This window comes from Flavobacterium sp. NRK1, from assembly GCF_024054175.1.
Classification (GTDB): Bacteria; Bacteroidota; Bacteroidia; order Flavobacteriales; family Flavobacteriaceae; genus Flavobacterium.
In genome coordinates this window covers 1,156,911-1,178,354 of sequence record NZ_JAMXLA010000001.1, presented here as the reverse complement: position 1 = coordinate 1,178,354, position 21,444 = coordinate 1,156,911, and the positions used below count along the sequence as shown (strand labels likewise).

The 21,444-nt window shown below is 37.7% G+C and carries 22 protein-coding genes; 5 read left to right on the top strand and 17 right to left on the bottom strand.

Going from position 1 to position 21,444, the window contains the following annotated elements; all coding sequences use genetic code 11:
• The first annotated feature begins 104 nt into the window (after positions 1-104).
• Positions 105-1,124, top strand: coding sequence for a phenylalanine--tRNA ligase subunit alpha (pheS, locus tag NHE85_RS05585; RefSeq protein ID WP_252810476.1), 1,020 nt, complete (start codon positions 105-107; stop codon positions 1,122-1,124).
• Between the two features lie 31 nt (positions 1,125-1,155).
• Here the strand turns inward: pheS and NHE85_RS05580 are convergent, their stop codons facing one another.
• Positions 1,156-1,623 (bottom strand): copper resistance protein NlpE, encoded by a 468-nt coding sequence (locus tag NHE85_RS05580; RefSeq protein ID WP_252810474.1) that lies wholly within the window; start codon positions 1,621-1,623, stop codon positions 1,156-1,158.
• 136 nt (positions 1,624-1,759) lie between these two features.
• Here NHE85_RS05580 and NHE85_RS05575 point away from each other — a divergent pair, with 136 nt between their 5' ends.
• Together NHE85_RS05575 and gdhA are read left to right on the top strand one after the other, a co-directional pair.
• Entirely contained in the window at positions 1,760-2,167 is a 408-nt protein-coding gene (locus tag NHE85_RS05575; protein WP_252810471.1) for a hypothetical protein, read from the top strand.
• A 318-nt stretch (positions 2,168-2,485) separates the two neighbouring features.
• Positions 2,486-3,826 carry an NADP-specific glutamate dehydrogenase gene (gdhA, locus tag NHE85_RS05570; RefSeq protein ID WP_252810470.1) on the top strand — a complete coding sequence of 447 codons (1,341 nt, stop codon included), beginning with the start codon at positions 2,486-2,488 and terminating at the stop codon, positions 3,824-3,826.
• 59 nt (positions 3,827-3,885) lie between these two features.
• On the opposite strand, the gene NHE85_RS05565 is transcribed toward gdhA, so the two are convergent.
• The 4 genes from NHE85_RS05565 to NHE85_RS05550 are packed head-to-tail and all read right to left on the bottom strand — an operon-like array spanning position 3,886 to position 6,395.
• On the bottom strand, positions 3,886-4,497 hold the full coding sequence (locus NHE85_RS05565; RefSeq protein WP_252810468.1) for a DUF6705 family protein: 612 nt from the start codon (positions 4,495-4,497) through the stop codon (positions 3,886-3,888).
• A 21-nt stretch (positions 4,498-4,518) separates the two neighbouring features.
• Positions 4,519-5,130: a DUF6705 family protein gene (locus NHE85_RS05560; RefSeq protein WP_252810466.1), complete on the bottom strand. Its 612-nt coding sequence runs from the start codon at positions 5,128-5,130 to the stop codon at positions 4,519-4,521.
• Positions 5,131-5,151: 21 nt separating this feature from the next.
• Positions 5,152-5,763 carry a DUF6705 family protein gene (locus NHE85_RS05555; RefSeq protein ID WP_252810464.1) on the bottom strand — a complete coding sequence of 204 codons (612 nt, stop codon included), beginning with the start codon at positions 5,761-5,763 and terminating at the stop codon, positions 5,152-5,154.
• A 20-nt stretch (positions 5,764-5,783) separates the two neighbouring features.
• Positions 5,784-6,395: a DUF6705 family protein gene (locus NHE85_RS05550; RefSeq protein WP_252810462.1), complete on the bottom strand. Its 612-nt coding sequence runs from the start codon at positions 6,393-6,395 to the stop codon at positions 5,784-5,786.
• Positions 6,396-6,561: 166 nt separating this feature from the next.
• Between NHE85_RS05550 and NHE85_RS05545 the strand changes: the two genes are divergently transcribed.
• Both NHE85_RS05545 and recO read left to right on the top strand, forming a co-directional pair.
• The gene (locus NHE85_RS05545) at positions 6,562-8,835 is read left to right on the top strand and encodes a two-component regulator propeller domain-containing protein (protein ID WP_252810460.1); all 2,274 of its coding nucleotides are present in this window, start codon (positions 6,562-6,564) and stop codon (positions 8,833-8,835) included.
• A gap of 3 nt (positions 8,836-8,838) precedes the next feature.
• Positions 8,839-9,552: a DNA repair protein RecO gene (gene recO, locus NHE85_RS05540; protein ID WP_252810458.1), complete on the top strand. Its 714-nt coding sequence runs from the start codon at positions 8,839-8,841 to the stop codon at positions 9,550-9,552.
• Position 9,553: 1 nt separating this feature from the next.
• On the opposite strand, the gene NHE85_RS05535 is transcribed toward recO, so the two are convergent.
• The 12 genes from NHE85_RS05535 to NHE85_RS05480 form a co-directional block, all read right to left on the bottom strand.
• Positions 9,554-10,186, bottom strand: coding sequence for a DUF6549 family protein (locus NHE85_RS05535; RefSeq protein ID WP_252810456.1), 633 nt, complete (start codon positions 10,184-10,186; stop codon positions 9,554-9,556).
• Position 10,187: 1 nt separating this feature from the next.
• Complete coding sequence (locus NHE85_RS05530) at positions 10,188-10,652, bottom strand: M15 family metallopeptidase (protein ID WP_252810454.1); 465 nt, start codon at positions 10,650-10,652, stop codon at positions 10,188-10,190.
• Positions 10,624-11,181: a phage holin family protein gene (locus NHE85_RS05525; protein WP_252810452.1), complete on the bottom strand. Its 558-nt coding sequence runs from the start codon at positions 11,179-11,181 to the stop codon at positions 10,624-10,626. Before NHE85_RS05525 ends, NHE85_RS05530 begins: the two co-directional genes overlap by 29 nt.
• Before the next feature lie 28 nt (positions 11,182-11,209).
• Complete coding sequence (locus NHE85_RS05520; RefSeq protein WP_252810450.1) at positions 11,210-15,052, bottom strand: pyocin knob domain-containing protein; 3,843 nt, start codon at positions 15,050-15,052, stop codon at positions 11,210-11,212.
• A gap of 1 nt (position 15,053) precedes the next feature.
• Entirely contained in the window at positions 15,054-15,551 is a 498-nt protein-coding gene (locus NHE85_RS05515; RefSeq protein WP_252810448.1) for a hypothetical protein, read from the bottom strand.
• A complete protein-coding gene (locus NHE85_RS05510) occupies positions 15,526-16,677 on the bottom strand; it encodes a hypothetical protein (RefSeq protein ID WP_252810447.1) in 1,152 nt (383 codons plus the stop codon). Before NHE85_RS05510 ends, NHE85_RS05515 begins: the two co-directional genes overlap by 26 nt.
• The gene (locus NHE85_RS05505) at positions 16,674-17,108 is read right to left on the bottom strand and encodes a hypothetical protein (RefSeq protein WP_252810444.1); all 435 of its coding nucleotides are present in this window, start codon (positions 17,106-17,108) and stop codon (positions 16,674-16,676) included. Before NHE85_RS05505 ends, NHE85_RS05510 begins: the two co-directional genes overlap by 4 nt.
• Positions 17,109-17,112: 4 nt before the next feature.
• The gene (locus NHE85_RS05500; protein WP_252810442.1) at positions 17,113-17,712 is read right to left on the bottom strand and encodes a hypothetical protein; all 600 of its coding nucleotides are present in this window, start codon (positions 17,710-17,712) and stop codon (positions 17,113-17,115) included.
• A 198-nt stretch (positions 17,713-17,910) separates the two neighbouring features.
• The gene (locus tag NHE85_RS05495; protein WP_252810441.1) at positions 17,911-18,969 is read right to left on the bottom strand and encodes a hypothetical protein; all 1,059 of its coding nucleotides are present in this window, start codon (positions 18,967-18,969) and stop codon (positions 17,911-17,913) included.
• Complete coding sequence (locus NHE85_RS05490; protein ID WP_252810438.1) at positions 18,969-20,000, bottom strand: ATP-dependent Clp protease proteolytic subunit; 1,032 nt, start codon at positions 19,998-20,000, stop codon at positions 18,969-18,971. The genes NHE85_RS05495 and NHE85_RS05490 overlap by 1 nt, the downstream gene beginning before the upstream one ends.
• 363 nt (positions 20,001-20,363) lie before the next feature.
• Positions 20,364-20,801 (bottom strand): hypothetical protein, encoded by a 438-nt coding sequence (locus NHE85_RS05485; RefSeq protein WP_252810436.1) that lies wholly within the window; start codon positions 20,799-20,801, stop codon positions 20,364-20,366.
• An 8-nt stretch (positions 20,802-20,809) separates the two neighbouring features.
• Positions 20,810-21,388, bottom strand: a complete 579-nt coding sequence (locus NHE85_RS05480; RefSeq protein WP_252810434.1) for a Panacea domain-containing protein — start codon at positions 21,386-21,388, stop codon at positions 20,810-20,812.
• Between the last annotated feature and the right edge of the window lie 56 nt (positions 21,389-21,444).

Genomic DNA, 21,444 nt, shown 5'->3' with positions numbered 1-21,444 from the left:
TTTTATTTATAAGCTAATATGCGTTAAACCATAAAATTATACTTTGGGTTTGGTAGCACAACAAATTAAAAATGCCTAAATTTGCGCCACTTTACTGAATAACAATGATAGATAAGATTAAAGGATATATTGCAGAGGCAGAAGCGTTTAGTACGCAAAATAAAGAAGAGCTGGAAGCATTCAGGATTAAGTTTTTAGGTAAAAAAGGTATTTTAAATGACTTTTTTGCCGAGTTTAAAGCGGTTCCTAACGAGCAGAAAAAAGAATTTGGACAGGTAGTTAACAACCTGAAAAAGACTGCCGAAGATAAAGTAGCATCTATTCAGGAAGCTCTTGAAAGCAAAGAAGAAGCTAAAGGAGTATATGGCGACCTTACTCGTCCGGGTGAACCTTTTGCAGTAGGTTCACGCCACCCTATATCTATAGTTAAAAACCAGATAATTGATATATTCTCCAACATAGGCTTTAATGTTAGTGAAGGCCCCGAAATTGAAGATGACTGGCATAACTTTACAGCACTTAACCTGCCGGAATATCACCCTGCCCGCGACATGCAGGATACCTTTTTTATACAAACAAACCCTGATGTGCTTTTAAGAACACATACCTCATCGGTACAGGTGCGCTATATGGAGAACAACAAGCCGCCTATCCGTACTATATCTCCGGGAAGGGTTTTCAGGAATGAAGCCATATCATCGCGTTCACACTGTATCTTTCACCAGATAGAAGGGCTTTATATAGATAAAGATGTTTCGTTTGCCGACCTTAAGCAGACATTATTATATTTTACAAAAGAAATGTTTGGCAAGAGCAAGATACGCCTCCGCCCGTCATACTTTCCTTTTACCGAGCCAAGTGCCGAAATAGACATTTACTGGGGACTTAAAACTGAGACTGATTACAGGATCACTAAAGGCACAGGATGGCTTGAAATTGGCGGCTGTGGTATGGTAGACCCGCATGTTTTAACCAACTGCGGTATAGATGCAACAAAATATAATGGTTTTGCCTTTGGTATGGGTGTAGAGCGTATAGCGATGCTGCAATACCAGATTGGCGATATAAGAATGTTCTATGAAAACGATGTTCGTTTTCTAGAGCAGTTTAAAGCCAGTATATAATATATAAACCCACCATTAGGTGGGTTTCTTTTTACTTCACTTTCGGCAGTACAAAATCTTCGGGTTTTCCACCCTGTTTTTCATCGCCAAATTTGTCGAGTATCCTCAGGCTGCCTTCCATCACTTTAAATTTATGGTGGTCGCCTTCCGCATCAAGCGTAATTACACTTTTGTCATTATCCCAGGTAAAAGACCCTTTAAAGCTTCGGGGTGTTTTCTCTTTTTCAAGATATTGCTCCTGCAGGCTGTAGGTATTATCGCTGTTTAATGTAATGTCGGTTTTCATTCCGGGGCAGTCGGCACAAGGTGTTACACCGCTGTAAGTACCTGCCCAGTCCAGTGAATTCTGGCTGTTATGTGCGGTATCGGCAAGAGTATCTGTAATGGCTTCCGGCACGGTTTCACGATCCTGAGGCCCCTGTGGTTTTTTGCTGTCGTCTTTGCAGCCAATTATGAGAGCCATAATAAGCGAAAGACAGGTAATTTGCATTAGTTTCATACAATGATTTTTAGTAACTTAAAGTTATAGAAATTAAACACTGATTTTTCCTAAAGAAAACACAAAGTACAGTTACTTATATGCCTTTTACAAATTGGGTATTTAAGCTATCTTTGTACCTCTAAGCCTTATAAAAATGAAAAAAGATATAATAATTCCGAAGGTAGAAAATGTATATATAGCAGCAGTACAGGAATGGAACGACGATTTTATGCAAAAAACCTGGTATGCCTACCTTATAAACGACAGCGATTATACCCTTGAGGGTGCTATGGTAGTATCGAGCGCATCGGGAATTATAAATGGCGAACCACGCAAAACCTCAATGCTGCGACATGCTTTTGTAGAGATTCCCCCGGTATCTGTAGTTAAAATAGAACTTATAGAAGACAGTGTGCTTGTGCTGGATAACCAGTTTATGGTTACGTATTTTATAAATAATGTGCTTTATGATAAAACCTATACGTTTAAAGCGCATTCTATACACGAAGATTTTGTGTCTGAAGTACCTATCTTATTTAAAGATGGAATTATGATAGGATAATTGCTGAATTGATTTTATAAAATCCTTTAGTCGTAATAAACATTTAAGCTCTGACTTCATTTAAAGATATCATGGGCTTAAATGTTTTTCTTTTTTATAATAGTATACAACGATTGAGTGATTTATGACTGCGAAAATTTTGTTAAAATGCGGTATAAATAGTTGTTAGATAATCTTCAGGTTAAACATATTGAATAAATTAGCTGTAAAACTAGAGGAGAAAACAATTTTGTGAGGTTTATATACATAATTTTGATAAAACTGTATATTTGCCCAAATTTACGAAAACGTTTTCTTAAATACTAAAACCTTCATAACATGAGTAATAGCTTACAGTCTTTTATGGATACCGTTTCTAAAAGAAACGCAAACGAACCGGAGTTTCTTCAGGCAGTTCACGAGGTTGCCGAAACTGTACTTCCTTTTATTGAAAATAACCCGAAATACCAGGGTAAAATGCTTCTTGAAAGAATGGTAGAAGCAGAAAGAATTATTATGTTCCGTGTTACATGGTTAGATGATCAGGGCAATACACAGGTAAACAGAGGATACAGAATACAAATGAACTCGGCTATCGGTCCATACAAAGGCGGTCTTCGTTTTCACCCTTCAGTAAACTTAAGCATCCTTAAATTCCTTGCCTTCGAGCAGACTTTTAAAAACAGCTTAACTACGTTGCCTATGGGCGGTGGTAAAGGCGGATCTGACTTTGACCCTAAAGGAAAATCAGACAATGAGATCATGCGTTTTTGCCAGAGCTTTATGACAGAGCTTTGCAAACACATAGGTGCCGATACCGATGTTCCGGCAGGAGATATAGGTGTAGGCGGCCGTGAGGTAGGCTTTATGTTTGGTCAGTACAAAAGAATAAGAAACGAGTTTACAGGCGTACTTACAGGAAAAGGCATCAGCTTTGGAGGATCGCTTATACGCCCTGAAGCTACAGGTTATGGCTGTGTGTATTTTGCACAAAGCATGCTGGGTACTAAAGATGAAAGCTTTATTGGTAAAACAGTTGTAGTATCGGGTTCGGGTAACGTAGCGCAATATGCTGCCGAAAAAGCAATGCAGTTAGGCGGTAAAGTGGTTACTTTTTCTGATTCTGCCGGCTATATTTATGATGCCGAAGGTATTAACGAAGAAAAACTGGCTTACGTTATGGAAATTAAAAACGTAAACTACGGAAGAATAAGCGACTATGTAAAAAAATATCCTAACGCTAAATATGTTGCGGGTGGTAAGCCGTGGGAAGTAAAATGTGATATTGCACTGCCATGTGCTACCCAAAACGAACTTAATGGCGAGGAAGCAAAACAACTTCTTGCTAACGGATGTATTTGTGTTGCAGAAGGTGCTAACATGCCAAGTACGCCGGAGGCTGTTATAGCTTTCCAGGAGGCAAAAATATTGTTTGCTCCGGGTAAAGCGTCCAATGCTGGTGGTGTTGCAACATCGGGTCTTGAAATGTCTCAGAATTCACTTCGCCTTAGCTGGACAAGAGAAGAGGTTGACGAAAGGCTGCAGGGCATTATGAATGCTATACACCAGTCTTGCCTTACTTACGGTACCGAAGGTGATTATATAGATTATGTAAAAGGCGCTAACATTGCAGGCTTTGTAAAAGTAGCCGATGCCATGCTGGCTCAGGGAGTAGTTTAATACTGCTTTACAGATAAAATAAAAGGGCTGTCTCACTTTTGAGACAGCCCTTTTTGTTTTTATTGTTTAACCAAAATATATTCACCAAAAGGCACGGTAAAACTGGTATAAGGCGGTGTAGTACCCACTTCAACCATCATATTGCCGGTTGCCCTAAATTTCAGTTTTAGTTTTTGCACACCTCCGCTGTCTGCACGTTCAAAAAACATCTGTCCTAACATCCCTAATATATCGCGGTCAGGGTCGGTAAAATACAAAAGTATTTTTCTGTCATTTGGTCCGCAATTAAGGCAGTATTGAGAGTTAGGACCGACTATAGTACTTCCAAATATATTGTAGTCAAGTGGATCAAGATCTAAGGAAAGCTGTGGCAGTGTATTAATTTTTACTATGCCATTTTCAATATACTTATATTCTCCAATAATTACATCTTCAAAAATATTTTTTGATCCAAAATCGTTAGGCACCATTGCTTTTTTCTGAAGTGTTATGGTTAAAGAGGTAGTACCACTGGTATATTTCCATGTACCTGTAAAATTATCAAAATCGTTGTGCGTATCTTTATAATAAGCTCCGTCAACGGCAGCATATTTATCATCATATAACGATTTTATGGTTTGGGCTTTGCTGCCAAATGATAGTAATATGATGATGAATAGTACTTTTTTCATAAATACCGTAGTAATGTAATTTTATTGTTTAACCAAAATATATTCACCAAAAGGCACGGTGTAACTGGTATATAGCGGTGTAACGCCTTCTTCTACTATCATGTTGCCAATTGTTCTGAATAGCAATTTAAGTTTTTGCACACCACCGCTGTCAGCACGTTGAAATATCATTTGTGCGTCGTAGCCTAATATATAACGGTCAGGATCGTTAAAAATTAAAAGCACTTTTCTATCATTCGGCCCACAATCAAGGCAATATTGAGAGTTAGGGCCAATTATAGCATTTCCTGTTATATAATATTCTATGGAATCTAGATCTAAATAGAGCTGAGGGACGGTATTAATTTTTACTATGCCGTTTTCTATATACTTATATCCCCCTACAAGCACATCTTCAAAAATATTATTTGATCCAAACTTGGTAGGTGTCATTGTTTTTTTCTGAAGTGTTATGGTTAAAGAAGTAGTACCACTGGTATATTTCCAGGTGCCGGTAAAATTGTCAAAATCGTTGTGTGTATCTTTATAATAAGCACCGTCCACGGCAGCATATTCATCATCATATAAAGATTTTATGGTTTGGGCTTTGCTGCCAAACGATAGTAATATGATGATAAATAGTACTTTTTTCATAAATACCGTCGTAATGTAATTTTATTGTTTAACCAATATATATTCACCAAACGGCACTGTATAACTTGTATAAGGCGGTGTAGTACCCACTTCAACCATCCTATTGCCCGCTGCCCTAAATTCCAATTTTAGTTTTTGCACACCTCCGCTGTCTGCACGTTGAAAAAACATCTGTCCTAACATCCCTAATATATCACGGTCAGGGTCGGTAAAAAATGAAAGTATTTTTCTGTCATTTGGTCCGCAATTAAGGCAGTATTGAGAGTTAGGACCTACTATAGTAATTGCGGTTATATTATATTCCAACGGATCGAGATCTAATGAAAGCTGTGGCAGCGTATTAATTTTCATTATGCCATTTTCTATATATTTATATTCGCCAACAAGCATATCCTGAAAAATAGTATCGCTACCGAATTCATGAGATACCATTGTTTTTTTCTGAAGTGTTATGGTTAAAGAAGTAGTACCACTGGTATATTTCCAGGTGCCGGTAAAATTATCAAAATCGTTGTGTGTATCTTTATAATAAGCACCGTCCACGGCAGCATATTCATCATCATATAAAGATTTTATGGTCTGGGCTTTGGTGCCAAACCATAGTAATATGATGATGAATAGTACTTTTTTCATAAATACCGTAGTAATGTAATTTATTGTTTAACCAAAATATATTCACCAAACGGCACTGTAAAACTGGTATAAGGCGGTGTCGTACCTACTTCCACCAACCTATTGCCGGTTGCCCTAAATTTCAGTTTTAGTTTTTGCACATTTCCGCTATCAGCACGTTCAAAAAACATCTCTCCTGACATTCCTAATATATAACGGTCAGGGTCGTTAAAAAATAAAAGCACTTTTCTGTCATTAGAGCTGCAGTTGAGACAGTATTGTGAAAGGGGGCCTACTATAATGCTCCCTGCGATATTGTAATCAAAAGGATCGAGATCTAAAGAAAGCTGTGGCAGTGTATTAATTTTTACTATGCCGTTTTCTATATACTTATATTCACCAACAAGCATATCTTGAAAAATATCAGCACTACCATATTTTGAAGGGATCATTGTTTTTTTCTGAAGTGTTATGGTTAATGAAGTAGTGCCACTGGTATATTTCCATGTACCTGTAAAATTATCAAAATCGTTATGCGTGTCTTTATAATACACTCCTTCAACAGTAGTATATTCATCATCATATAAAGATTTTATGGTTTGGGCTTTGCTAATACAGCTGATAAATAATAGTGTTAAAAATAACTGTTTCATAAGTAGTAAAAGCTATTTGATAAAGTTAAGTAATTATAAAGTAAGAAAATAAAACAGGTAACATAAATAGTAAATGTATATTTTGATTTATTAGATTTTAACCTCTGTCTATACAAAAAATACAATAACCGCGTTTTACCTTATATTTGCGCAAATAATTGCTTTAATGAAAAAATTTTTATCACTATATTTTCTATTGCTTTCATTTACTTTTTTCGGGCAGGCCAATCAGCCCTGGAGGAGTTTTTTCTCGTATAACGATATTGTAGATGTTACGCAGTCACCAAGCAGGGTATTTGGTGCGGCAAGCAGTGCCATGTTTGAAAAAAACCTCGGCACAAACGAGCTTAAAACAATAACATCTGTAGACGGGCTTAAGGCAGAAACCATTACGGCAGTGCACCACAGCGCTGAATTTAACAGAACACTTGTGGGCAACAGCAACGGTTTGCTTATTGTTATAAACGGTGATAATACTATTGTAAACAAAATAGGCATAGTGCAGGAAACTACTGTTGCAGCTACAAAAAAACGCATTAACCATATTTATGAATATCAGGGTAAAGCCTATATATCGTGCGACTTTGGTATTGCAGTATTTAATATAGCCACGCTTGAATTTGGCGATACTTATTATCTGGGTCCAAACGGAGCGGAAATATCGGTACAGCAATGTGCTATTTTAGGCGGGCGTATTTTTGCTGCGTCGTCTACCAATGGTATCAGGGCAGCTAGTCTTTCAAATCCCAATCTTAATGATTTTAACCAGTGGACAGAGTATGTTACCGGAAATTTTTCCGGAATAGTAGATTATGAAGGGCAGTTGTTCGCTAATGATGATGCGGGATTTCTTTTTAGGGTTACAGATGCCGGAACGGCTGTTTTTACCACATTCCCTTCGGCTATTACAGATTTAAGAGAGGCAAATGGGTACATGGTAGTTACCTGTGCCAATAGGGTTACAGTATATAATCAGGATCTTATTCAGGCTTCACAAATTAATGTAATACCATTGCCTGAAGCACAAAATGCATCTTTTTCATGTGCAACTGTTGTAGCAGAAACATTATTTATAGGCACAGTGGCAAACGGAATGTTTTCGGCAGGGTTTAACAATCTTAGTTTTGAAAGTATAACACCCAACGGTCCCCAGCGAAGCAATATTTTCAGAATTAAAAAATCACCATCAGCGCTTTGGGCGGTATATGGCGACTATAGCTTTTATTACAATCCTTATCCTTTAGAATATTTGGGAGTAAGCAAATTTACCGATAAAGGATGGTCAACCATCACTAATGAAGCGCTGTTTAATGCGGCATCTATATCAGATATTGCAATTAACCCTGTTAATGAAAAGCAGGTTTATGTTTCTTCATTTCATAATGGACTTATAAAAATAGAAAACGATGAGCCTGTTATGCTGTATAATGACCTGAATACTAATAATAATCTTCAAAGCATACAAACTCCCGGCACAGGTGTAAGAATAAACAGCCTCGCCTTTGACAAAGACAGTAATTTGTGGCTCACAAATACAAGAATTGAAAAAGCTTTAAAAATGCTTAAGCCATCAGGCTCATGGACTTCTTACAGTATAAAAGATGTTATAGATCCGCCGAATAACGATTACGGCAGAATGGTTATAGACAGGAATGGTACAAAATGGATAGCTACAAGTTATTTTGGTGTTTTGGCATTTAATGAAACGCTTAATAAAAAAATAATTATTACACAGGGTGACAATGGTAATTTACCATCTTTTGATGTACGAAGTGTTGCGATTGATAATAATAACCGCTTATGGATAGGGACTAATAAAGGCTTGAGGGTTTTAGCGGGGATAGACCGTTTTACCACCGAAAATTCCCTTACTACAAATCCAATAATAATACTGGAAGATGGGGTTGCTCAGGAGCTTATGTATGAACAGGGCATAGCAGACATTGCCGTAGACGGGAGTAACAATAAGTGGTTAGGCACTACCGGTGCAGGTGCATTTCTTGTATCACCGGACGGACAGCAGACACTATTTCATTTTACCAAACAGAATTCGCCGTTACCAAGCGATAACATTAATGATATTGAGATAGATAATGTTACCGGAGAGGTTTTCTTCGCTACTGATAAGGGTATGGTTTCTTACAGAGGAACTTCTACCGAAGCATCTGACGACCTTAGTAAAGTATATGTTTTTCCAAATCCTGTGCGTCCCGGATTTGAAGATGATGTTAAAATAAGTGGTTTGGTAGATGAGGCCAATATTAAAATTACAGATATTGAAGGCAACCTTGTATATGAAACCACATCTGAGGGAGGAACCGTGCTTTGGGATACCCGCGCCTTTGGTAAATACAAAGTGGCATCGGGTGTTTATATGATATTTATATCATCTGAAGATGGTACGCAGACCAAGGTTAAAAAACTTATGATAGTAAGGTAAGAAATGCTTGTAAAAACAAAGGCTATAGTATTAAGTGCATTGCGCTATCAGGAAAAAAGCCTTATAGTAAAATGTTTTACAGAGTCAAACGGCCTTAAATCATATTATGTGCGGGATGCCTTTTCATCAAAAAAAAGCAGCCAGAAAACAGTATATTTCCGGCCGCTTACTATTCTTGAGATAGAAGCCTCTCATAAAAACAAAGGTACTCTTGAATATTTTAAGGAGATAAGGCTTGCATATCCTTATTTTACAATTAGTACAGATATCACTAAAACCACTATTGCGCTTTTTATTTCCGAAATCCTTCATCACTGCATTAAAGAAGAAGAAAAGAACCAAAGCCTGTATTCATTTCTGGAAACCGCATTATTATGGCTTGACAGTCATGATGAAGCAGCAAATTTCCATTTGATATTGTTGCTTGAAATAACCAAGTTTCTTGGGTTTTATCCCGATACATCAAATAATGAACATTCTTTTTTTGAGATGACCGAGGGTATTTTTGTTCCGTATGCCTCAATAAGCTGCCTTGCTCCTGAAGACACTAACCTTTTAAGAAGGCTAATGCCTTTAAAGTTTGACAACGCTGTAAAAGCATTTCATGTAAGCGAAAGACAGCAGCTCTTAAAAATACTGCTTGATTATTATGCCTTTCATCTGGATGGTTTTAAAAGGCCGAAATCTCTTGACGTACTCAAAGAGGTATTTAGCTGATTTACTGAGCAGCAAAACTTCCTGCAATTATACCTGCTGTTAGCCAGACATACCATTTTTTATACCACGGAACGGGCACAATAACCTCTGCCGATGTAATTGCAGTAACCGATATAAAAGGATTACTATTTGTAATATCGGTAGTTAAGGTTTCTGCACCCAAAAACCATTTGCGTTTGTATCCTGTAATTATAGCTGATGTAGTCATTAAACGCAAAGAGTCTATTTGTACGCCTTTTTCTGTCGATTTATAAGCAAGGCTATACCAGTTGTTTTTTATTTCGCCAGATCGCTTAAAATTAAAAGGCACGCTGTCTTTATATATAATCGGGATGCTATCTATAACCGTTACAGTTTTATATGTAATTAATGATTTGACTTCGCTAAATTCCGATGCCAGTTTTTTAAGATCGGCATCTTTGTTTATTAATAGGTTCTTTAACTGCTTATTACTTACCTGTAACGCCCCGATGCTTGCTGTCTGCGTTCCTAATGCATTTTTATAATGCTTTATGGTGTCCTTCAACGCCACTGCATTTACCGCAGAAGTGTTTTTATATTGGCTGCAGGTGTGCATAGAAGCAAACAGTAGTACCAACAGTACTACTGTTATTGTTTGCCAAATGTATTTCATATTATTCTGCAATTTCAAAATGCATCCAGTCATAGTCTTTTTCCCTGCCAAGGCTTACAAAGCCATGTTTATAAAAAATATCAACCATAGGTTTATATTCTAGGCGTGCAAACCGTGCAGTATTTTTACTTTCATGCAGTGTATTGCGTTCGGGGTCTAAGTCTATAGCAATACCCCATGAGTGACGCGACCATTCTGTTCCGCCCCGCATTACCCTGTAGTTAAAACAGCCCCCAAAAAGGTCAATGCCAAGCTCTTTTATTTTTTCATAACCGTAATATGCCAACAGGTCGGTAAATACCGCTTTAAATTTTTCAGCAACCAGTTTATGGCACCGCATTGTTTTTACAGTAATGTTTTTATCCCATGCTAAGCGCATAGGATAAGGCAACGCTATGTTAACTAGGTATGTGCCTTTTTCATTGGGTTGTCCATATTTAGTTATTGCTTGTGTTGTTGTTATCATTTGTTATTGTTTTATAAAGCTTCCATCCTTCCTTGCTGATGTTTTTTACTTTCTGAATAATATCAAATCCCATTCTTTTTATGTTTTCAAAAAAAATAGAATAGATCTCTATTGTACAGCAAAAGGCAATTACAAAAGTTGTGAGGGTCATCTTTTGCAGTTTAGAATGAGGTTCAAATTCGCCAATAATAAAAGTCCATTCTATGGCATAGGCAATAATTATGGCCAGTCCGTAGGTTATAAACTTTATAACCGATAATCTCAGCTTAGCCGATTGCAGCACATATTGCTTTTCAGAACCGGGTAACGGCAAGATGTTTTTTTTGAATTCGATATAACTTGCACAAATGCCTGTTATAAAATCAAGGGTAAAAAATAAACCCAGCAAAATAATAGCCTTTTGAGGTGTTGTGAGAACCGGAATAACTATTGCCGGTAAAAAATAGGTAAAGGAATCAGGTTTATTTAAAACGATTTTTGCGGTTATAAATGGTTTTATTAAATGATTAAAAAAGATGCTTAAATTCATAACTATACTATTTATGCAATTCTTGTTTTTATACTACAGTTCCGGATCCAGCGCATATTCCCCATACATTTTCTTCGGGTAATTTTACACACATAGCAAAGGCACCTGCTGATCCGGGCATGCTATAGGCATAAACAATCAAACCCGGAGAAGCGTCAGGGTATAGTGTATTTAAACTTGAAAACCAACTTGAAGAACCGGAATATGTGGAATCAAAAATTATTCTGGAATTGAAGGCTTCATTTATTTTTCCATTAATTTGGCCTAATGTTACAAGATGATTAAGTTGTGTAGCCCCAGCGCCGCTAACATTACCTGTTACAGTAAGGTTGCCATTTTTTGTTTCATCACCGGTTTTATGTAGTACATCTGCTTCGTTAGCTTTAGTAGTTAACGCTGTGTTGACAGCATTTACACTAGGCGCAAGTATTGTACTTGCATTTAAGTTATTTTGGACTTCAGTCAGATTACCACTACCTAATAGCGATTGACCTCCTACTGTTTTGATATTTGTACCAGATACAAGTGTAGTCTGTTTTGTATTTAATACTGTTTGTGTAGCGGTACTTATGGGCTTATTTACATCGCTGGTATTATCAACATTGGATAAGCCGACATCCGCTTTACTCAAATCAATATTACCACTGCCTAATAATGACTGACCCTCAATTGTTTTAATATTTGTGCCGCTTATAAGCGCTGCTTGTTTTGAATTCCAATTACTAATATCAGTTGATGTAAAATCACCAGTATTCCACAATTTATACCAATTTTCATAAGCCGTTGCCCAAGGTCTAAACCAAAGATCATTTCCAGCCCTAGCCCCCAATAATTGGAAACCTAATTGTCCTGTTGACCCAACAGAAAGTAACCCCCCAACGGCGCTAAAAGGTTTATTAGTCGATAAAGATGACATTCCTGCTGTATAAGTACCTTTAGGTAACTCATTCACATCGCCATTAAAGGTTACAGAACTCCTTGGGCTTAAATAGGTATTAGGAACATAGTTATTATATGCCTGATTCCAATTGGTCAAATCCGTGGGCGTAAGATTTTCATTAGTCCATATTTCTCTCCATGGCGTCCAGGAGGTACTTGCGGGTTTATAGTGTCTAATATACATTTTAACGACATCGCCCGAATTAATAGCCTGAAACTTTTGTGTAATATAGTTAGTATATCTTTCTACTATAAGCGTACCTGAGTTACTTCCTGGTAAGTTTGCCACAATCCCAGTACCAACAGAATAAATACCATTTAAAACATTTGTATCATTTGCATCTGTACCCGGAAATACTTTACCATCGCCACTGGCCCCTATTCCAATACCATAATTTTTGAAATCACCTCTATTGTAAGCTGTATTCCAATTGGTTATATCGACTGTTGTAAAATCTGAATTACTCCAAAGTTTTATCCAGGCACTCCAAACTCCAGAAGAATTTCTGTATCTTCTAAATGAGTTATTACTTGAAGTGACTATCTGTGTAGCCTGGGAGCCCCCTGAAGATATATGTATTAATGATAAATTGCTTTCAGCAACAGGTAAATTGGGAGAGGCTGAAGATGTATTTAAGTAAAACCCTGTTTTACTTATATTGTTCCAATCATCATTTGCAATATTAATAGCCATATCCTGACTGTTCCAAGTATTTATTGGGATAATTGTCAAACTATCTGTTACTCCAGTTATAGGCTTTACAGCGTTAGTCACACTTGTTATTTTTCTAAGATTAAGCTGAGTACCTAGTTCAAATCTAACTGTTTGATAGGCATCAGCAATATTAAACCAAAAACAAACAAAACCACCATAGTGAAATACATCAACATTAAACTTTTTACCTTTGGCTAAACCATTTGTTGAAACAATAGAATTACTTGTTCCATAAGTATATCCATGTATGATAGTATCAATAGATGGTGTAGGTGTAGTTAAATTAGCATTATAACCATTACCTCTTATATATAATTCAAACATTGTATTACTATATGCAGGTATATCAGTTTGAATAAAATAACCGTTGGTATAATTGTAATAAGCATTTTTTAATAAATGAATACCACCGGAACTACCATTATAAATACCCTCATTGAAAGCACTTATTGTATTAAATGTTTTAGCCCCGTTAATTAACTCTGTGCCTGTAGTATGCACCACGTTTGAATTGGTGGCAATCTCTTCCCAACCTGACCATATATTGTTATATAGTTTCCTGCATGCCATTAAACCGGTAACAAGATCATGTATAATTTGTGAGCAATAAGTACCATTTATATCTCCTGAAACATATAAAATTTTTCTTCCTTGTGCCCAACCTGATGGGAAATTAATTAAACCGGTATTCGGAACAATGTATTGGCCGCTCTCCCTGTAATTATTTAGGTCAATTTCTGTAGTTACAATATATCTTTTAAAGTTGTCATAAACAGCATTTTCACTTGGAGATGAAGTGGTAACCCCATCTGTAATTGTTTGAGATACTTTAGCATCTGATGCAGCTTTTACAAATGCTGTTGTTGCTATTTGCGTTGTATTAGTGCCTACTGGTGCGGTTGGTGCTGTAGGAACTCCAGCCAAAGCAGGCGAATCTAAATTTGCTTTTAAAGCCAACGCTGCGTTTAATCCTCCGACATTATTAAGGGTAATAGTTATATAATCAACAACAGTGCCTGTTGCATCTTTAAATTCCAGCTTTTGGGGAGTTGATCCATTAAAATCTACCGATTGCATTAGATTTGATACAAATGCACTTACAGGAATCTGGCTCAGAACAATTCCTGCATCATTTTTCAACTCCAGTTTTTTCGTGGCTTCATTAAAAAAGAAAGTTGTTCCTTCATTATTCAAAAAGCCCAGGCTTACCGTTGCAAGTGTGCTGCCTTCACTATTTTTAAGATATAATTCGGCAGCAGCCTGATTAATAGATACTGACAGGCCATTTAATTTTGCAACAGTTGTATATGGCGATGTTCCGTCGCCATTATTAGTAAGCTGAGATACATTTATGTTACCTCCCTGCGCTAATACATCTTCAAGAGTTGGAGTTTCAGTAACTTCATTATTTGTGGTTGCTACAAAATCGGCAGCGGTAAATTGGGTTTCTCCTTGCCCATAAAGGCCGGGAGTACCTGTAAACTGAACAAAATACAGCACATTATCGCTGGAGTAGTTAAAGTAAAAGGTTTTTATTCCTGTTTCATCTTCTGTACCGGAATCTGAAAAATCCCATTGCGATGCATTGGCAGCAGCTATAAAATTACCATCGGGCAGATCGCCTAGATTTTCTATAATGGCGTTTGGCTCTCTTAATAAATCATCTATAAGATAATTTTCAATATTCATTAATTCCAGATGTGAAGCGGTAACAGATGTTCCATTAAGCCCCCAATTGCCTTTACCGGGTTTAAATAAATACCTGTATCTCTTTGCAATATAAGTAGATGTTCCTGATGTACTTAATAGTGATGCTGTTACAATAACCGGAGTGTCTTTGGCAGTTATGGTAATTATTTTTGTATTCAGTGCATCGGCTATGGCATTTACCATTTCAGAACCTGAGGCAAGCGGACCTATATTTCCTGCGCTTATTACTTTACCTACATTGTTCTGATCTATACCCGAGCTGTCGCCGGTAGTTAATCTGGAATATGTTATATCTAACAATGCTGCCTGTAGTTCTGCTGCAGAGCTAAATGTGGAACCATCTACTGTAAAATCTGAAAAATGAGTTAACGGAACAAGCACATCTTTGCGTTCGTAGCAATTATAAAGTTCTACCTTATTACCATGTACTGCCGAAATGTAATTTCTGAAATATTGTATGCCGTTTAATGTAAAGTGTTTGTCGTTGAGGGAAAATATAGAAGTCATGCTATACTATTTTTTTGAATCTTAAGCCTGTAGCGGCAATGTTTTGGCAAGAATTAAAATCGGCTTGACGTGTTCTTATGAGGTATTTTTTTACGTTCTCCCAAATCTGAAAGGCAGCATCGCGGTTAAGGCAGTAAATTGTTTTTTTGGAAGATGTTTCTGCCGGGCGGCTTGTATCATTCAGTTTTTCTACTACCGAATAAGCTGTATCGGTTACCGATGAAAACATAATATGCCTGGCGTAAGCAAAATAAACAAGTACCATTTTAAGTCCGTAGTTAGTGTAACCAATACCATCAGTTTCATAAAGCCCGCCATTCATTAAATCATCATAATCAGCAGGGGCGGCAATTAATTTATTATACAAGCTTTCGCCAATGAGCGGCTGAAGGTCCAGAATTTGTGCATCAAGAATCATTTCGTTGAGCTTGGCATCATTAGATGATTTAGATATCTGCCTGTATTTTGCTATATCACTCCGTGTTATTAATTGCTGCATCTTCAATTAGTTTAAGAGGTTCTACTATAAGGCTTGAAAAATCCTGCGATCGTGACAGTAACTGATTAATGACCGATGTAAGCAAACTGCGCTCTTTGGTGGTGTTTTCCCAATACGTACGCTTCATTTCACGAATGGCTTCACCCGAATTGCCAAATAATGCCGATTCGTTTGTTTTTATAAGTCCTGCCGGAAGATTGTTAAAGGCTACCAGTATATTTTCGCGTACGCTGGTTTCGGTGTAATTAAAAAGCTTGTCGTCAATTTTGCTTTCAATTTGTTTTATCAGAATTGCATCTTCCAGTTTTTCACCTGCAAAATCCATCTCAAGGCATAAAACCCCGCCTGTGTTTTCGGCGCCCAGACTGTCTTTAATAGCTTTTTGAAATTGTTCTCTTTCACTTTCGGCATCCATCAGGGCTTTGCTATCCAGCCCTTCGCCAACAAGCGGACGTGTTACTACAAGCGTATTGCCAAAAAAACCTTTGCGCAGTAATCTGTTTTTATAAACCGATGCCTGTGCTTCGCTATCGCAATCTTCGGCTACTGAATCTATTCGCGATAATGGATAAAGCAGTTTAGTATCCATATTTACAAAAAGCACCTGCCCTTTGTAATGTTCCCATCCGCCGGCTTTTTCTACCTGGGCATCAATTACTTTTTTACGCGGATTAAAAACATCTATAAGTTGTATGTCAGCTTTTTTGGGTTTAAGCCACTCTTTGCAAATGGCAATTTTTCCGGCATAATCATTACTGTCTGTACGGCCAATGCGACACCATTCAAACGGAATTACGCTAAAGTCGCTTATCTGGTAAAGAGCGTTCCAGTTTACGTGTATAAATACCCCCCGTTGTTTTACCAGGTCGTCGGCTATATCATCGGCTATATCAATGAGCTTAAGGTTTTTTTCTTTATTGATAATAATACTGTCATTTTCGGGTCCGTAACCTTTACCGATGAGATACTGCACCATAATACTGGCTGCCGATTTTGCCGTTACACTATTGTTTATAAGCCTGTCCATACGTTCGGGGTAGGCATTGTCGGTATCATTGGCATACACATCTGCCGATTTGCTCCAGGGTGTAAGCCTTTTCCAAACATCTATCAGCAGCGTTTTCATTCGGCAGTTTCATTTGCAGAAATATCTTGTATAGTAGTTGAGGTGTTTTTTCGCGTTTTCGTTTTTTTGCTGATGCTTTTTGGCTTTGCGTCCTTTGGTATTTGCGAGAAATAACGCTGCCCGTTATTATGTGCTAAAAGCTTTAGAGCATACTCGGTAGTTATATTGCTGTTGTTTACCAATATTGGTGAACCAAACTCCAGCGGAATGTTTTCGTATTTGGCATGAAGCCTGTAATTACATGTATTTGCCATGGCTTTGTAATGGTTTTTATACCTTGTCAGGTATTGGGTTAAACATTTAGGGCAGGCGGGGTTTACCTTTTCGTTAAAAACAGAGGTGTACTCTTTTAAGAACAGCTCCAGATAGCGCTCACCGCTACCCGTAACATTACGGGTAACGGTGGCAATATCCATAGTGGTAAAATCCATAGTATTATCCTGCAGCCTGTAAGAACTTGTTGTTAAAGGCTGTTTTAGTAGCAGCATAATCAACATCAAGCAGGGTACGAGGCATTGTAGTTTCTTCATAACCATCGGCAGAAGAAAGCTCAAACACAATCATGTTGTCGTTTTCTTTAGAGTTGTTGGTCATGGTCATAAGCTCAAGGCCGCTTGTTAAGCCAAGTACCTCAAAAGCATCTTTGCTGTCTGCACCTTTCCAAACCTGCTCTATAACCGCAACATATTTAGTGCCTTTTGCCAGGCTGTCTGCCTGTAATTTATTGGCTGCGCTTGGGTTGAAAATCACGCCACTAAAGGTGTGTTTAAATTTGTCGGGAGCATTTTCTTTTTTTACAAGCTCCCACGCTTTGCCGTTACTTTGTTTAACACCGCTAAGCAAATAACCTGTTTTTCCTGCTTTAAGCTGAAGGTTACTAACCAGCACACGATTTGTAGCATCGGTTGTGGTGTTTACGGTATCTATATCATCTTTAGCAATAAGTATTACGTTTTGTTCTATACCGCCTACTGGCGCATTAGCGCAGTCAAATAAAATATCTGCGGTTAGGTTTCCTGTGCAATCTACTGGCATGTTGTTTTTGTTTTTTTGTGAGAAGTATTATTGATTCGGACCTCCCCTCCTTTGGAGGGGTTACCCGTAGGGTGGGGTGGTTTTAATATTTATATACCACCCCGGCTTTCAGCCACCCCTCCAAAGGAGGGAAAAACTTATTCATACTCATCAAGGTTGAGTGAGTAGCCTGAAACTTTAAACCTGAAACAGCAACTTTTAATACGCCGCTACTGTCATGTAGCTTTCAAGATGTTTGGCGTCTATAGTATAAGCAGCATCCATAATGTTTGTTTTAAGTGTTTTGTCAAAAAACACATCAAGTTTGGTAAGGTCTTCCTCGCTTAGCGTACCTACCGGAATGTTGCTTTTTGTTGTAAAAACAGCCCTGTGAGGCAGGTTCCATTTTGTGCCGTTGTCCTGGTATGTTTTTATGTAACGATCCCAATCGTAACGCACTTTAACTTCAATACCATCAAAGTAAAGTTTAGGGCGTCCTTCTTCAACCACTTCAAGGAAACCTGAGCCAAGGTTTTTATTACGAAGTGTAGCACGATAGTTATCGGCTAAAGAACGTGTTGCAAGAATAAAGCTATCTTCAGCAGAAACAAGGCGTTCATCGGCAGCAGTAACCATTTTTTCAAAAATGGCAAGGGCAGCATCTTCTGCAAGTGCCTGGCCTGCGTATGATGTTCCGGCATTTGCCGAAACGTCTATGCGGTTAGCGGCATTGCTTGGCACTTCGGTAAATACCTGTTTAAAAAGGCCATCAAACGAGTTGAAGTAATCAAGGTCTGTTCCGTTTTTAAATACACCGCCATCGGCAACGGTTTGTGCCGCAGTATCGTTAAACCATATTTTGCGGTGCATGTTTTCCAGCATTGCAGTTTCTACAGCCGATATAATTACACCAAATTCCTGAGTACCTACAGCATCAAAAAAGTCGGGGTTAATGCGTTGCGATTTTCTAAACAGTTTAAGCAGGGCAGGCATATCTGCCTGGCAGTGCTTGATACGGAAATCTTCCAGTACGGGAGTCCAGAATTTTTCAGTCAGTTCAAATCCTCCTGCTTCATTTGGTGTACAGCCTGTTGCTTTTTTACCTAAAAGGCCCAGTCTTCCGGCAAAGGCAATTTGTGTTTTTACATCTATGCCTGTTTCAATTTCATGATATTCGGCAAGGTCTGAGTCATTATAAACCCTGTTGAAAATTACCTCGCTTACCGTTTCGGCCTCACGGGCATTAAGTGTTAAAGCATCTGCGTTTATAAGAGCCATTATTTTCTGTTTTTAGATCTTAAATATTGTTTCATTCCTGCCAGCTTATCGGCATCGCCTGCTTTGCGGTATGCTGCTTTTTTGCCATCTACACTAAAGTTCGATGTTACCTGGCGTTTAAGGGCAAGCACCTCACTTTTAATAGCGGTAAGCTGTCTTTTAAGGGCTTTGTTCTCTGTACGCAATGCAGCAGCTTCTTCGGCATCCTGTTCGGGTTCAATAATTTCAGTAAGCTCGCCTGCTGTAAATACATAAGTAGATCCATCCGGTAAAAGGTATTCGCCTTCGGCAGGCTGTCCATCTACAGTAGCGGTGGCTCCAATTTCAATTGCTGCATCGTCCGGCAGGTCGGTAAAGTCGATTTCGGCACCGGTGGCATCCTGAATTACTTTGTTAAACATGTTGTGGTGTTTGAACTTGCCAAGCACTCGCTCAAACAGGCTTTCCATCCAGTGCCTGTCTTTCTCGGTAAACGTTCCGTTCATAGGGATAGTTTTGGGTTTTATGAAAGCTTTTGCTACAGCCTTAACCTGCTGCGGGGTAGTGGTAAAGCCCAGGGCGGAGAGTTGTTTGCCCGTAAGCCAGGTTTCGTTTTTTAGCAGGGGCATAATAGCCTGCTCTTCTATGCTCAGGGCTTTGGTATAAAAACCTACCATTTTCTTTTCTATGGCGCGAAGCTGGTCGGCAAAGTGCTCAAGCTCATCCGCAGTGCCCATTGAACCTCCCCAGGGAAGGTGAATCATAAAAGGGGTGTTTTCACGTATCTGCCTTTTGGTACCCGCCATAAAAATTACGGTTGCTATGCTGGCTACAATGCCGCTGCCTATAGTGGTAACGGGTTTGCCAAGCGATTTGAGGTAATGGTAAATGTCAAAACCCACATCTACCAGACCGCCTTCGCTATTAATGTGCACGTTATAGGCGGTTGCTTTGGGCTGCTTTTTTACCTGTCCTATCACATCAATAAGCTCTACGCCCGTAACACCGTCAAAAGTGCCTATCTGGCCGGAGATATAAATGTTTCCTGTCATTTGGCTGTGGATTTTCGGACTTGGTTATCTGGTTATTTGATAGCGCTGTCCGAATAAAATCTTAAGGCAAATCTTGGGGCACTTTGTCATTCTGAACGAAATATAATGAAGTGAAGAATCTCTTGTTATTCCTGAACTTTTTTGAGATCCTTCCTTCGTCAGGATGACAAAACACCTGGAAGAAAAATTGGATGATTGATTTTCCGGAAATCAATAATTGAAGAATTGTGGTTGAGTTTACTACTGAATAGTTCAATTTTTAAATCATTAAATGATTAATGATTTTCAACAGTACAAAGGTACGGTGGGTTTTTGAGTGTTTACTGCAATGGGTTTTGCAGTGGAACTAATTGAAAGGATAATTTATAATAATCTTTTATATTTATTCTTTACAACACATGAATTCTTGAAACATTTCTTAATAGCATTTAATTCATGTTGATCAATGACTCCTTTAATCTCATAATGAAGATTTTCGACTGAATATTTTTGAAAAAAAGCTGTCTTGTCGATGCCATGAAGCCAGCATCCATGTAAATAAGTGTCTTTTTTAAACGAGAAAGCTGTATTAGATGCGATTACTCTTTCAGCTTTAAAACAATATGTTGTTTGCTGTGCTTTTTCGAGTTCTATACACCCATGCACGATCTCAATATCTGAAGGTAAATATTCAATACTTGATGGCAATGAAACAATCAACTGGACATGTTCAATTTCTCGTATGATAAGAAAAAATTTATTTTTTCTTTCCCCATTTTCAAATTCATAATTAGGAATGTGCAATAAAGTACCCTCACCCATACATCTAGTTAAGTTTTAAATTGCTTTAAACTATTTTCAAGACTCATATGATGTAAATACTTGGATAGTTTTGTAGGCTCATCCTTTACAAGTTCAGTAAAGTCTAACTGAATGTTAGAACTATTTGTAAATCCTTCATTAAAGGCTTCTAAAAGATTGTGCTTTAATGCTGTATTATACCAAAGAGAATCCTTTTTATGTGTGAAATCAACCAAGACATAAGCAGGATGTTTTTTTAATGCCTCAGTTATTCTTTCTAAGAAAGTTATCTCATTAGAAGAAAATTCATCATCATTAAATCCTTTTTTTGGTTTAATATATGTCTTATTTTCATATCTTTCTAATGATATAAAATCTTTTAAAATTACAGGATCGTCTGATAAATCAATAAAAATGTCCTGCGCAACAGGGCCGTATTGCCAAACTTCATATTTTAGATTAAGAAATGGTATCCCAGTTTGTTTAATTGAGAATTCATCTAAAATATAAAGAATCTTTAAAAGCTTTGTTTTAGACAGATCTTCAATTCTCTCTGCGAGAAAGATAATAGTATTAGCTAATTTTTCTATATCTTCTTTTGAATACATATTTAGAAGTTAGGAGTTGTTATGGCTTTAAAAAAATAAATCTTGGCGTATAAATT